Here is a 12,874-nt window from a genome sequence, read left to right as displayed (position 1 = left end):
GTCAGGCTCCCAGCGCGATGCGGACGATGGCGAGCACGCTGGCGATGGCCGCGAGTGCGCACAGGAAAATGTTGAGCAACTGCAACGTTGCCGCCGGGAGCGGCGCGTGCACGTAGTCTTCGACGATGACCTGGATGCCGAGCTTGGCGTGCCAGAACATCGCGATGCTGAAAGCAATCAGCAGGATCGCATTGCACGGATGGGCGACCGTGGCGCGCACGCTCGCGTAGTCGTCGCCGATCAGGCACAGGATCAGGCCCAGGACGTAGAGCGACAACGCAACCAGGGCGATGGCCGTGATGCGCTGGACGATGAAGTGGCTGGTGCCGTCCTTCGCCGAACCCAGGCCGCGGGCGCTCTTGAGCGGGTTGCGCAGGCGGGACTTGTGCAGGCTCATGCGCCACCCCGCTGCATCATCGCCAGCACCCAGATCAGCACGGTCAGCGCGAGGCTGCCGAAGACCGAGATCCAGCTGCTGCGCACGAACGACGCGATCTTGTAGCCGTAGCCGGCGTCCTGCACGAGATGGCGGATGCCGTTGATCAGGTGGAAGGACAGCGCCCAGCTCCAGCCGAACAGGATCAGGAACCCGAACGCCGACCGGCTGAAGCGGGTGAAGGTCGCCCACGATTCGGGACCTGCGGCCAGCGCGAGCAGCCCCCAGGCGACGATGAAGCTGCCGACCACCAGGATGATGCCGGTAATGCGGTGGACGATGGAGGTCACCGTCTGCACCTGCCAGGCATAGATCTGCAGGTGGGGTGACAAAGGACGTTCGCGATTCGCCATGAGCGTGGCGGTCTCTCGGCTGGGCGGCGGTGCCGCGTGGCGGGAAGGCGTGTGGAGCGGTGACGCGTCAGAAGTCGATGCAGCGGCCGTTCTTTTCCCAATCGCCGTAGCGGGTCGGCTCGGGGCCTTCACGCCCTCCGACTTCCTTGGCCTTCGCATCGCCCGTGACGGGTGTCTGCTCGGGTGCTTCGGGCGCGTGCGGCGCTTCGACGGGGGTGGTTTGGCCTATCATCGCAGCGCTAAATGTTAATTCCCGCCCCCATGCATGACAACCCGCAAGCTGTGGCGGACGCTGTTTTCGCCCTGCCCGACCACCGCCTGATCTCGCTTTCCGGCCGCGATGCGGCGACTTTCGCGCAGGCGCAGTTCATGAACGACGTCGCCCTGCTCGAGCCCGGGCAGTGGCAATGGAGTGGCTGGCTGACGCCGAAAGGGCGCGTGATCGCGCTGTTCGCTTTGCTCAAACTGTCCGATGAGACCCTGTGGCTGCTGCTCCCGGACGCCGATCCGGCGGCCTTGGCGACGGCCCTGCAGCGTTTCGTGTTCCGCGCCAAGGTGAAGATCCAGGTGCGTGAAGACCTGCACGTCTCCGGCCGTTTCGCGGCGCCGGCGGGTGCGTCCGGGGCGACGTTCGCCGGCGATGAGGCCAGCGGCCTGGAGCTCGACCTGGGCGGCGCCGGCGGTCCGCGCACGCTGCGCATCGCCAGCGCCCCGGCCTCACACGACGCGGCCTCGGCGGCCCGCTGGCAGGCCTTCGACCTCGAACACGGCCTGCCCCGCCTGCCCGGCTCGCAGGTCGAACACTGGACGCCGCAGCAGCTCTCCCTGGATCGCCTGCGTGGTTTCAGCGTGAAGAAGGGTTGCTACCCGGGCCAGGAGATCGTTGCGCGCACGCACTTCCTCGGTCAGGCCAAGCGCGGGCTGGTGCTGGTCGAAAGCGATGCGCCGCTGGAAGCCGGACGCGACCTGAGCGCGGGAACGGCGACGCTCGGCAAACTCGTCGCCAGCGGCCATGACGGCGCGCGCCACCTCGCCCTGGCCGTGCTGCCGCTGGAACGCGAAGCCACCGCGCTGGACGTGGGCGGAGTCGAAGTGAAGGAAGCCGGGCTTCGCGAAGGACTGGCGCGCTGAGGCAGCCGCTCAGGGCGCGCGCACGTCGCGTCGCTGCGCCTGCCAGTGTTCGAGCCACGCCTGGAACATCAGCACATTCCACAGGTGCGTGTGCCATTTGCGCTCGCCGCCGAGGAACTCGCGCCACAGGCCATGCACCGCATCGGCATCGAAATGGCCTTCCGAGCGCAACCGCGCGGGATCCAGCAACGCCGACGCCCACTCACGCAGGTCGCCTTTGAGCCATGCACTCACCGGCGCACCGAAGCCGCGCTTGCCGCGATCGACCATCGAATCGGGCAGGTAACGTCGCAGCACGCGCTTGAGCAGATGCTTGTTGCCGGACGGCTGGCGCTTGAAATCCAGTGGCAAGGACCAGGCGAACTCCGCCACGCGCCAGTCCAGCAGCGGCGCCCTCGCCTCCAGGCTCACCGCCATGCTCGTGCGATCGACCTTGCACAGGAGGTCTTCGGGCAGATACACGCTGAAGTCCGCGAGCATCATCGCGTCGGCCGGCGTGCCGGATCCGTGCAGCGGATCGGGCTGGTCGTAGAAGGTCGCCGGCAACGCGGCACCCGTTACGACCGCTTCGGGATCGCGCCAGCGCGCGACGCGCTGCCGGTACACGTCGCCGATGCCGCGCGCGCCCATTTCCGCCGCCAGGGCGGCGAATCCGCCGGTGCGCGAGGCCTCGCCGTGCTGCTTCGCGCTGCCCGCCAGCGCGCGGCGGATCGGCGCCGGCACGCGACGCTGCCAGCGCCAGTTGCGCAGGGCGCGGTCGTAGCGCTTGTAGCCGTAGAACAACTCGTCGCCGCCGTCGCCCGACAGCGCCACGGTCACTTCAGTGCGCGCCAATCGCGCGACCAGCGCGGTCGGCACCTGCGAGGCATCGGCGAAGGGTTCGTCGAACATCGCCGGCAAGGTCGGCACCACCGCCAGCGCATCGGCGCCGCTCACGTACAGCTCGGTGTGCTGCGTGTGCAGGTGCTCGGCGACTTCGCGCGCCAGGTGTGCCTCGTCGTGGTGCGAGCGCTCGAAGCCGATGGTGAAACTGCGCACCGGATGCCGGCTCTGCGCCTGCATCAGCGAGGTGACAATCGAGGAATCCGTACCGCCAGAAAGAAACACGCCCACCGGCACGTCCGCGACCATGCGCAACGCGACGGCGTCGCGCAGCAGCTCGTCCAGACGGTTCTCCGCTTCGAGCACGTCGCCCTTGAACGGATCGGCTAGCGCAGCGCTCATGCGCTCGCGCGGCTCCCAATAGCGGCGTTGTTCGCGTTGCGGGTCGTGTTCCACCGACCCGCGCGCGACGGTCGCGGCGTCGATGCGCAGCAGCGAACCGGGCACCAGCTTGAAGGTATCGACATGGATCGCATGCGGCGCCGGGATGTAATCCAGGCGAAGCAGCAGCGCGAGCGCGTCCGGGTCGACGCCGTTGTCGAACTCCGGATGCCGCCACAGCGCCTTCAGTTCCGAGCCGAAGACGAACGTTCCGCCGGCCCAGCCGTAGTACAGCGGCTTCTTGCCCACGCGGTCGCGCGCCAGCCACAGCGCGCGCTCCTGCTTGTCCCACAGGGCGATGGCGAACATGCCGTTGCAGCGCGAGATCGCCTCTTCGACGCCCCACTCCATCACCGCGGCCAGCAGCACCTCGGTGTCGGAGTGCCCGCGGAAGACGTGGCCGCGCGCGACCAGCACTTCGCGCAGTTCGGCGAAGTTGTAGATCTCGCCGTTGTAGACGACGACGTAGCGGCGATCCTCCGACGCCATCGGCTGATGGCCGAGCGGCGAGAGGTCGAGGATGCTCAGGCGCCGGTGTGCGAGCGCGATGCCGGCGGTGTCATCCACCCAGACGCCACGATCGTCCGGGCCGCGATGCGCCAGCGCATCGCCCATCGCGCCGGCGAGCGCGTCCAGCCGCGCGGCGTCGGTGTCCGGCGTCGGGCGCAGCAGGCCGGCGAGTCCGCACATGCGATCAGGCCAGGCAATCGGCCGCCGCGACGATGTCGTCGTCGGACGGAATCACGAGGAAGGCGGCACCGGCGAGTGGCGTGTAGGTATCCACACCGACCACGCGCTGGAACGGACGCGCACCAAAGCCGCCTTCGGCGATCGCGGTCAGCACGCCCTCGCCCACGCCGGCGCTGTGACGGCCTTCGTCGACAATGAGGATGCGCTTGGCGGTCTTCGCCTGCGCGCGGATGTAGTCCTCGTTGAGCGGCACGAGCCAGCGCAGATCGACGACGCGCGCCTTCCAGCCATGCTTGCCTTCGATCGCACGGGCGGCGCGCAGGCTCATCGGCACGCCGTTGCCGTAGGTGAAGATGACCAGGTCGTCGTTGCCTTTGCCGTAGACGCGACCTTCGCCCAGTGGCATGGCTTCGTCCGGCTTCGGATACGTCGTCAGCCACTGCCCGTCGCCGGGCTCGTACAAGTCCTTGGTCATGTACAGCGCGATCGGCTCCAGGAACACGCTGACGCGGCCGTCCACCTTCGCCAGTGCCGTCAGCGTGCGCAGCATCGTCGCCGCGTCGTCGCCGCGCGAGGGGCAGCCGACGACGAGCCCCGGAATGTCGCGCAGCGCGGTGATCGAGTTGTCGTTGTGGAAGTGCCCACCAAACCCGCGCTGGTAACCCAGGCCGGCGATGCGCACGACCATCGGGTTGGCGTACTGGTTGTTGCTGAAGAACTGCAGCGACGCCGCTTCGCCGCGGATCTGGTCGCAGGCGTTGTGGAAGTACGCGAGGTACTGGATCTCCGGAATCGGCAGCATGCCGACGTTGGCGAAGCCCTGCGCCATGCCCAGGATCATCGTCTCGTCCAGCAGCGTGTTGAACACGCGTCGCGGCCCGAAGGCCTTCTGCAAGCCCTTCGTCACCGTGTAGACGCCACCCTTCTGCGCCACGTCCTCGCCGAACAGCAGCGTCTCGGGGTACTTGGCGAACAGGTCGTGGAGCGCGTTGTTGATCTGGATGGCGAGATGGCGTGGCGGCTGGTTCTCCGGCAGCTTGCCTTCGCCGCCGAACACCTCCAGCCGGCGCTGCGCGAAATCGGCGCGCTGCGCTTCGGCCTGCACCTTCGCCGGCGTGTACGGCGCCAACGGCGCGATCACTTCGTCGAGATTGTCGAGCTTCGGGCGACGGTCGGCTTCCTCAGCGGCGGCGAAGCATTTCTTGCGCGTCGCTTCGTACAGCTCGAGCACCTCGTCCTTCGACATCAGGCCCGATTCCAGCGCGATCGCGGCCGAACGCAGCAGCGGATCGGTGGCTTCCACCGCGCACAGCTCCTCGATCGAACGCCATTCGATCTCGAAGTCAGTGCCGGCGTGGCCCATGATGCGGGTGGTCTTCAGATGCAGGAACGTCGGCCGGCGCGTCGTGCGACAGTGCTCGACGGCGCGTTGCACGTCGGCGTAGCCGTTCGCCAGGTCGAGGCCGTCGGCGGCGAAGTAGTCCAGTCCGTCCATGTTGCGGAAGCGGTTGCCGATCCAGCCGCCCGGCGTCTTCACCGAGATGCCGATGCCATTGTCCTCGCACACGAACAGCACCGGCGCCGGCAGCTTCTGGTAGGCGGTCCAGGCGGCGGCGTTGAACGCGGTCTGCGCGGTGGCGTGGTTGGCCGAGGCGTCGCCGAAGGAGCAGATCGCGATGCTGTCGCCGGGAATCGGCAGCGTGTGGTTGAGTCGCTTGGCCGCTTCGATCGCCACCGCCGTGCCCAATGCCTTGGGAAGATGCGAGGCGATGGTCGAGGTCTGCGGCAGCACCCACAACGGCTTGCTACCCCACACCTTGTGTCGGCCGCCGGAAGCGGGATCGTCCTTGCTGGCGGCGAAGCTCAGCGCCGAATCCATCACCGGATCCATGCCGGGAAGCTTGCGGAAGCGCTCGGCCATGAAGCCGCCGGAGCGGTAATGCAGGAACGCCGGATCGGTGTGGCGCGTCAGGCGCGCGACCATCGCGTTGCCTTCGTGGCCGCTGGAGCCGATGGTGTAGAAGACCTTGTTCTGCACGCGCAGCACGCGCGCCATGAGATCGAGGTGGCGACTGACGAGTTGCGATTCGAACAGTTCGCGAAAGCCCTTCGCGTCGAGCGCACTGCCTTCCAGGATGGCATCGCCCGGCGCGGGGCGCGCATCGGCGCGACCGTTCCACGCCTTCACGAACTCGCTGAAATTGACGTCGCAGATCTCGGCCCGGTTGAGGCCTTTCATGCGCGCGGGGATGGGATTGGGGATCAAGGACATGGTCGGTTCCGCAGGCGCGCGTCGCCGGACGCGGCCGTGTTCGTGATTCGGGGTTCAGTCCGGCAGGGCGAGCCGCGACAGGGCTTCGACGGGCGGCGCGGGCATGGCGACGAAACGCGGCGTCTGCCGCACGCGCTCCAGCCACGCCAGCACGGCAGGGTATGCGGTCAGGTCGAACCCGCCCTCGTCCGCCACGCCGGTGTAGGCGAACAGCGCGATGTCGGCGATCCCGTAGGCCTCGCCACTGAACCACGCGTTCGATTTCAGATGCTGCTCCATCACCGCGAGCGCCTGGTTTCCACGCTCGCGCAATTGCGGCAGCGAAGCGCGCCGCGGTGAATCCAGCGGGGTCCAGCCGCGAATGAAACGCGCCACGGCAATGTACGGCTCGTGGCTGTACTGCTCGAAGAACAGCCAGCTCAGCACGAGCGCGCGCTGGTAGGTGTCGCCGACGAAGAACGGCGTGCCTTCGGCGAGGTAGCACAGGATCGCGTTCGACTCGGTCAGGATGCGACCGTCGTCGAGTTCGATCATCGGCACCTTGCCGTTGGGGTTTTTCGCCAGGTACTCCGGCGTGCGCGTGGCGCCGGCGGTACTGTCGACGTCCACCCATTTGAACTCGCGTTCCAGTTGCGTGAGCAGCAGGCGCAGCTTGTGGCAGTTGCCGGAAGCGGAATATCCGTAGACGGTGATCACTTTGCGCCCTCGCGTTCGCGTCGCGCCAGCCATTGCTCGCGCGACTGCCCCCAGATTTCGATGTCCTTGGTGTCGTACGGCGCCGGCAGCCGGCCCATGCGCAGCAGGGTCGATCCGAGTTTGGCGGCCACGGACTTCGAGTTGGTGTTCTCCGGATCGATGGTGTGGATCACCTCGCTCCAGCCCAGTTCGTCGAACGACCAGTCGATCGTCGCGATCGCCGCTTCCGGCCCGTAACCACGGCCCCAGCGATCGCGCACGATGCTCCAGCCCACTTCCGTGCCCGGCCAGCCTTCCGGCTGCCACGGGCCCACGCGACCGACCCACTCGCCGCTGGCCTTCTCGATCACCGAGAACATCGCGAAGCCCTTGAGGTGCCACACGCCAATCATCGCCGCGAAGCTGCGCCACGCGGGCGCACGCGCCTCGACGCCGCCGATGTGGCGGCAGGTCTCTTCGTCCGACTTGAACGCCGCCCAGGCCTCGAAGTCCTCGGCCTGCGGCGGGCGCAGGATCAGTCGCTGCGTTTCGAGTGTGGGACCCAGCTGCATCGCCGGCCCCACTCAGAACGCGTTGATGCCGGTGAGTTCGCGCCCGATCACGAGCTGGTGCACGGTCTCGGTGCCTTCGTACGTGATCACCGATTCCAGGTTCAGGGCGTGGCGGATCGCGGCGTGTTCGGTGGTGATGCCGGCGCCGCCGAGCAGGTCACGGCATTCGCGCGCGATGTCGATCGCCATGCGGCAGTTGTTCCACTTCGCCAACGAGACCTGCGCCGGCTGCATGGTGCCCGCGTCCTTCAGGCGCCCCAGCTGCAGCACCAGCAGCTGCGCGAGCGTGATGCGACGGGCCATCTCGGCCATCTTGATCTGCGCACTCTGCGTGGCCGCCACGGGGCGGTCGAACAGGATGCGTTCCTTGGTGTAGTTCAGCGCTTCATCCAGGCACGCGATGGCGGCGCCGATCGGGCCCCAGGTGATGCCGTAGCGCGCCTGCGTGAGGCAGCCCAGCGGACCCTTCAGACCCTTCACGTTGGGCAGTCGGTTGGCGTCGGGCACGCGCACGTTGTCGAAGAACAGCGAGCTGGTCACCGAGGCGCGCAGGCTCATCTTGTGCTTGATTTCCTGCGCGGCGAAGCCGGGCATGCCCTTTTCGACGACGAAGCCCTGGATGCCTTCATCCGTCTGCGCCCAGACGATGGCGATGTCGGCGACGTTGCCGTTGGTGATCCACATCTTGGAACCGTTGAGGATCCAGTCGCCGCCGTCGCGCCGGGCGTTGGTCTTCATGTTCGCCGGATCGGAACCGCCGTGCGGTTCGGTCAGGCCGAAGCAGCCGATGACCTTGCCGGCGGCCATGTCGGGCAGCCAGCGCTCGCGCTGTTCTTCGCTGCCGTAGGCGTAGATGGGGTACATGCACAGCGAGGACTGCACGCTGACGAAGCTGCGGATGCCGCTGTCGCCGCGTTCCAGCTCCTGGCAGATCAGGCCGTAGCTGACGGCGTTGAGGCCGGCGCAGCCGTACTTCTCGGGCAGCGAGGAGCCCAGCAGGCCCAGCTCGGCGATCTCGCCGACCAGTTCCTTCGGGAAACGGCCCTGATCGAACGCGTCGCCGATGATCGGCAATACGCGCTCGTTGGTGAACCGGGCCACCGTGTCCTGTACGGCGCGCTCCTCTTCGGTGAGCAGGGAGCGGACGTCGAAGAGGTCGTACGGATGCAGGGCCATGGCGCGCTCGACTAGGGGAAAGACCGCCATTGTACGGGGGCCCCGCGGCGGGGGTAAGGCTGCGTAAACGCTTGCGGCACCGGGGATTTCCGCAGCGCCAAAGAAAACGGGGCCGGATCGCTCCGGCCCCGTCGGGGTACTTCGGCAATGTCCTGCGGTATCAGCCGCGCGTGGTGCCCGCGGCGGCGGCGGTCTGCGTCACGACCTGGCCGTCGATCACCGGCAGACGGCCCGCGACCGGGCGCTCGTCCATGCGGATGGTCTGCTCGGTGCCTTCGTAGCGGTAGGTCACGTCGTAGCCGATGACCTTGTCTTCTTCGCCCAACAGGATGCGGCTGCCCGGCTTGCTGTCGGTGCGCATGGTGCCGGTGGTGCCGTCCGGGTTGCGGTACGTCACGTTGTAGCCGGTCACGCGCGAGGACTCGGACGTCGAGGACACGGTGTGGCACTGGCGCTCGGTACGGCTGGTGACCTTGCCGCCGACGTGGCGCTTGTCGATCTGGTTGCCGATGAAGCCACCGGCCACCGCGCCGCCGACGGTCGCGGCCTTCTTGCCGTTGCCGCCGCCCACCTGGTTGCCCAGCAGGCCGCCGATGACCGCGCCGGCCACGGTGCCGCCGACGTTGCCGTCACGCTCCGGGGCGCGCTCCTGCACGACCACGTCCTCGCAGACTTCGCGCGGGGTGGAGGTGGTGCTGGTTTCACGGATGGCGTCGGTGCCGATGACCGTCGCGTAGAGCTTTTCCTTCTCCGAGACCGCCTTGACGTTGGTCACGTCGGCGTATTCGACCTTGTTGGCATCGATCGCGCCGTCGGCGCCGATATCGCCCTCCTGGCCAGGCAGGGCCTCGGCGCCGGTCGCCGCGGCCGGGGTCGTGTCGTTGCTGCGGAAGCTGTTGAATGCGGCCACTGCGACACCGCCGACGAGCAGCGAAGCCAGGGCGACAGCGAGCATGTTCTTGTTCATTTCTAGCCTCTGCGGCGGGTGGGCCCGCGGTTGGTGGATGGCGCCATTCGAGCACTGGCAAGCTGAACGGCCGCCGATTTTTTAACATCAAGCTGTCGAAACTGTGAACTGGTTTAGGCACGCTACTTGGCGTCTCTGGGACCACCGTCAAACTGGATCTGCCATGGCCTCCCCAATCACTGCCCCGCTGCTCGGCTATTTGTCGAAGCTCAGCTTCCCGCGCCTGTTCCTGGTGGCGGCGGCCCTGTTCCTGGTGGATCTGGTCGTGCCCGACTTCATTCCACTGGCGGATGAACTCCTGCTCGGCCTGGGCACGCTGCTCCTGGCGAGCTGGAAAAAGCGCAAGGACGCCCCACTCCCGCCCCCGCCGGTCCAGCGCTGAATCCGCCCATGCCCGCGCTCGTCGACACCCACTGCCATCTGGATGACGCCGAGTTCGACCGCGACCGCGATGCGGTGATCGCACGTGCACGGGAGGCCGGCGTGGACCGGCAGATCGTGCCCGCGGTGGACGCCGCGAGTTGGCCGAAACTGCGCGAGGTCTGCGCGGCCGACGAGCGCCTGCACGCCGCCTACGGCCTGCACCCGATGCTGCTGGACGTCCACCGCGACGAGCACCTCGTGCAACTGCGCGAATGGATCGAACGCGAGCGCCCCGTCGCCGTGGGCGAATGCGGGCTGGACTACTTCATCGAAGGGCTCGATCCCGATCGCCAGCAGCATTTCTTCGAGGGGCAACTTAAGATCGCGCGCGACTTCGACCTGCCCGTCATCGTGCACGCGCGCCGCGCCGTGGATGCGGTGATCGCGACGATCCGCCGCATCAGCGGGCTGCGCGGCGTGGTGCACAGCTTCTCGGGCAGCCAGGAGCAGGCGAACCAATTGTGGAAGCACGGCTTCCTGCTCGGGCTCGGCGGGCCGGTCACCTACGACCGCGCCAACCGGCTGCGCAAACTCGCCGCGACCATGCCGATCGAACACCTGCTGCTGGAAACCGATGCGCCCGATCAGCCGGACGCGTGCATCCGCGGCCAACGCAACGAGCCCTCGCGACTGCCGCAGGTGTTGGCGACCATCGCCGAGCTGCGCGGCGAGTCCGTCGAGGCCGTCGCCCGCGCCACCAGCGCGAACGCCGAGCGCCTGTTCGCCCTGCCCCGCACCTAGGCGCGCGCGGCGCCCTTGCGCTTGAGCAGCAGCTCCAGCGCGCGCCCGACCGCCGCGAAGGCGAACGTGCCGGTGATGTGCGTCGCAGCGCCCAGGCCGGCACCGCAGTCCAGCTTCAGCGCCGCATCGCCGGACACCTGCGGGCGGGTGCCGCAGACCGTCCCGTCGGGCTGCGGGTACTTCACGTTCTCCAGCGAGTAGATCGCGGAGATGCCGAAGTAGCGGTCGGCGTTCTTCGGGAAATTGAACTCGCTGCGCAGCTTCTTGCGCACCAGCGCCAGCATGGCGTCGTGCTCGGTGCGCGAAAGATCGCGCACGCGCACCAGGGTCGCGTCGGTGCGACCACCGGCCGAGCCGACCACGATCAACGGCAGTTTGCGGCGCCGGCACCACGCGGCCATCACGACCTTGGTCCGAAAGCTGTCGCAGGCATCGATGACCAGATCGAAGCCACGGTCCAGCATTTCCTCCAGGTTCGAGGGCGTGACGAAGCTGGCGATGGCCTCCACCGTAATCTGCGGGTTGATCGCGCGGCTGCGTTCGGCCATCGCCTCCACCTTCACGCGACCGTACTGGCCGGCGAGCGCCGGCAACTGGCGGTTGGTGTTGGAAACGCACAGGTCGTCGGCGTCGATCAGGGTCAGGTGGCCCACGCCGGTACGCGCCAGCGCCTCGGCCACCCAAGAGCCCACGCCGCCCATGCCGATCACCGCAACGCGGCAGCCGGCCAGATGCGCGACGGTCCCCGTGCCGTAAAGGCGATCCACGCCGGCGAAGCGTTCTAGCCAGGCGGGGTCGAGGGCGTGTTCGGGGACGGTCTGCGCGGGAATGGGGGACGTGCTCATCGCGACATTGTAAGCGCCGCGCGGGCACGGGCCGTTCCGGAGCGCGTGCTATCGTGCCGCGAATTCTCGGATCGAGGCCAGGCATGAGCACCCAGCCCAGCAAGCCGCGCAGCAACGCTTCGCGTTATCTGTTCCTGTTCTTGATCGGCCTGGTGATCGGCGTCGTCGCCACGGTGATGGCGATGCGGGCCATCGACGCGCGCAAGGACCATTTCCACGACGGCGTGATGCACGTACAGCAGTGGCACCTGGGGCAGTTGAAGAAGAAGGTCGAGCAGAATCGTTGCGCCGCCACCGACGTGCTGCCCAACCTCAAGGCGCTGCGCACCATGGCCGACGATCTGGAGCCGGCCTTCCCGGACCTCGCCGACGACAAGCGCTTCGCCGAACACGCAAGCAAGATGCGCGCGCGACTGGACGCCGCGCTGGCCAACCCGCCGCTCAGCTGCGCCAGCGTGGGCACGCTCGCGCAAGGCATCGGCGAATCGTGCAAGGGTTGTCATCAGGACTTCCGCTGACTGAACGTTCCGGAAAGCGCGAACGGGGAACGGCCTGACATTGATCGGCAGTTCACTGCGCCGCGTCTAGCGTGACCGCCATGGCGACGGGGCCGACTCGGCCCGGCCATCCACAAGGAGTCGCGCATGAATATCCAGAACGTCCGTCTGCTCGGTGTCGCCGCTGCCGCCACCATCGCGCTGGCCGGCTGCGCCACCTCGCCCGGCTACAGCAGCGCGCCGGCGCCGAGCTATGGCGGCGGCGGTTACAGCACCACGCCCGCCAACTGCTACGACTGCGGCACCGTGACGCGCATCGAGCAGGTGAGTGCCGGCAGCAGCGCGCCCAGCGCCACGGGCGCGATCCTGGGCGGCATCGTCGGTGCCGTGGCCGGCCATGAGATCTCGGCCCACACCGGCGGCAGCAAGGGCAACCAGAACGTCTCCGCGGCCGCTGGCGCGGTCGGCGGCGCTTTGGCCGGCAATGCGATCCAGAAGAACACCAACAACGCTTCGTTCAACGTGTATGTGCGCATGAACGACGGCCGCAGCACCGTGGTCACGCAGAAGGACCTGGGCAACATCCGCGAAGGGTCCTACGTGCGCGTTTACAACGGCAAGGCCTGGGCGCAGTAACTCCCGCATACGGAAAAAAAACGGCCCGCGCAAGCGGGCCGTTTCATTTGCGGCGAGGGCAGCAAAGACTGCACGGCGATATGCGGATTCGACATCGGGATTATCGATGACCCACGCCTGCATACTCGCGAGGGTTTGCGCGAGTGGGATCGGAAAAAAGAAAAACCCGGCGGTTGCCGGGTTTTTCATTGCCTGTC

Annotated in this window: 15 protein-coding genes; 5 read left to right on the top strand and 10 right to left on the bottom strand. The window is 67.7% G+C overall.

Annotated elements, in window-relative coordinates:
• Position 1: 1 nt before the first annotated feature.
• The 3 genes from sdhD to JI752_RS18505 form a co-directional block, all read right to left on the bottom strand.
• On the bottom strand, positions 2-397 hold the full coding sequence (sdhD, locus tag JI752_RS18515; protein ID WP_216967012.1) for a succinate dehydrogenase, hydrophobic membrane anchor protein: 396 nt from the start codon (positions 395-397) through the stop codon (positions 2-4).
• Positions 394-789, bottom strand: a complete 396-nt coding sequence (gene sdhC, locus JI752_RS18510; protein WP_216967010.1) for a succinate dehydrogenase, cytochrome b556 subunit — start codon at positions 787-789, stop codon at positions 394-396. Before sdhC ends, sdhD begins: the two co-directional genes overlap by 4 nt.
• Before the next feature lie 67 nt (positions 790-856).
• The gene (locus JI752_RS18505) at positions 857-1,021 is read right to left on the bottom strand and encodes a DUF1674 domain-containing protein (protein WP_216967006.1); all 165 of its coding nucleotides are present in this window, start codon (positions 1,019-1,021) and stop codon (positions 857-859) included.
• A 50-nt stretch (positions 1,022-1,071) separates the two neighbouring features.
• On the opposite strand from JI752_RS18505, the gene JI752_RS18500 reads away from it, so the two are divergent.
• Positions 1,072-1,920 carry a folate-binding protein gene (locus tag JI752_RS18500; protein WP_342315602.1) on the top strand — a complete coding sequence of 283 codons (849 nt, stop codon included), beginning with the start codon at positions 1,072-1,074 and terminating at the stop codon, positions 1,918-1,920.
• Positions 1,921-1,929: 9 nt separating this feature from the next.
• Here JI752_RS18500 and asnB read toward each other — a convergent pair whose 3' ends face one another.
• The 6 genes from asnB to JI752_RS18470 all read right to left on the bottom strand — a co-directional run bounded on the left by asnB (position 1,930) and on the right by JI752_RS18470 (position 9,523).
• Complete coding sequence (gene asnB, locus JI752_RS18495; RefSeq protein ID WP_216967000.1) at positions 1,930-3,873, bottom strand: asparagine synthase (glutamine-hydrolyzing); 1,944 nt, start codon at positions 3,871-3,873, stop codon at positions 1,930-1,932.
• A 4-nt stretch (positions 3,874-3,877) separates the two neighbouring features.
• Positions 3,878-6,145 (bottom strand): thiamine pyrophosphate-dependent enzyme, encoded by a 2,268-nt coding sequence (locus JI752_RS18490; protein ID WP_216966997.1) that lies wholly within the window; start codon positions 6,143-6,145, stop codon positions 3,878-3,880.
• A gap of 54 nt (positions 6,146-6,199) precedes the next feature.
• Positions 6,200-6,838, bottom strand: a complete 639-nt coding sequence (locus JI752_RS18485; RefSeq protein ID WP_345777378.1) for a glutathione S-transferase family protein — start codon at positions 6,836-6,838, stop codon at positions 6,200-6,202.
• A complete protein-coding gene (locus JI752_RS18480) occupies positions 6,838-7,392 on the bottom strand; it encodes a GNAT family N-acetyltransferase (protein WP_216966991.1) in 555 nt (184 codons plus the stop codon). Before JI752_RS18480 ends, JI752_RS18485 begins: the two co-directional genes overlap by 1 nt.
• A gap of 12 nt (positions 7,393-7,404) precedes the next feature.
• On the bottom strand, positions 7,405-8,568 hold the full coding sequence (locus tag JI752_RS18475) for an acyl-CoA dehydrogenase family protein (protein ID WP_216966988.1): 1,164 nt from the start codon (positions 8,566-8,568) through the stop codon (positions 7,405-7,407).
• Positions 8,569-8,728: 160 nt separating this feature from the next.
• Positions 8,729-9,523: a glycine zipper 2TM domain-containing protein gene (locus JI752_RS18470; RefSeq protein WP_216966985.1), complete on the bottom strand. Its 795-nt coding sequence runs from the start codon at positions 9,521-9,523 to the stop codon at positions 8,729-8,731.
• A gap of 175 nt (positions 9,524-9,698) precedes the next feature.
• Between JI752_RS18470 and JI752_RS18465 the strand changes: the two genes are divergently transcribed.
• Together JI752_RS18465 and JI752_RS18460 are read left to right on the top strand one after the other, a co-directional pair.
• Positions 9,699-9,917, top strand: coding sequence for a DUF6116 family protein (locus JI752_RS18465; RefSeq protein ID WP_216966982.1), 219 nt, complete (start codon positions 9,699-9,701; stop codon positions 9,915-9,917).
• A gap of 8 nt (positions 9,918-9,925) precedes the next feature.
• Positions 9,926-10,699 carry a TatD family hydrolase gene (locus JI752_RS18460; RefSeq protein WP_216966979.1) on the top strand — a complete coding sequence of 258 codons (774 nt, stop codon included), beginning with the start codon at positions 9,926-9,928 and terminating at the stop codon, positions 10,697-10,699.
• Here JI752_RS18460 and JI752_RS18455 read toward each other — a convergent pair.
• Positions 10,696-11,544, bottom strand: a complete 849-nt coding sequence (locus tag JI752_RS18455; protein WP_216966975.1) for a tRNA threonylcarbamoyladenosine dehydratase — start codon at positions 11,542-11,544, stop codon at positions 10,696-10,698. The genes JI752_RS18460 and JI752_RS18455 overlap by 4 nt on opposite strands.
• Positions 11,545-11,627: 83 nt before the next feature.
• Here JI752_RS18455 and JI752_RS18450 point away from each other — a divergent pair, with 83 nt between their 5' ends.
• A complete protein-coding gene (locus JI752_RS18450; RefSeq protein WP_216966971.1) occupies positions 11,628-12,062 on the top strand; it encodes a cytochrome c in 435 nt (144 codons plus the stop codon).
• A gap of 126 nt (positions 12,063-12,188) precedes the next feature.
• Positions 12,189-12,677, top strand: a complete 489-nt coding sequence (locus tag JI752_RS18445) for a glycine zipper 2TM domain-containing protein (RefSeq protein WP_216966968.1) — start codon at positions 12,189-12,191, stop codon at positions 12,675-12,677.
• Positions 12,678-12,874 lie beyond the last annotated feature (197 nt).

It is taken from the genome of Lysobacter sp. MMG2 (genome assembly GCF_016735495.2).
Taxonomy (GTDB): Bacteria; Pseudomonadota; Gammaproteobacteria; order Xanthomonadales; family Xanthomonadaceae; genus Lysobacter_J.
Note: the sequence above shows the minus strand (reverse complement) of the source record. Positions and strands in the feature narration are given on the sequence as shown.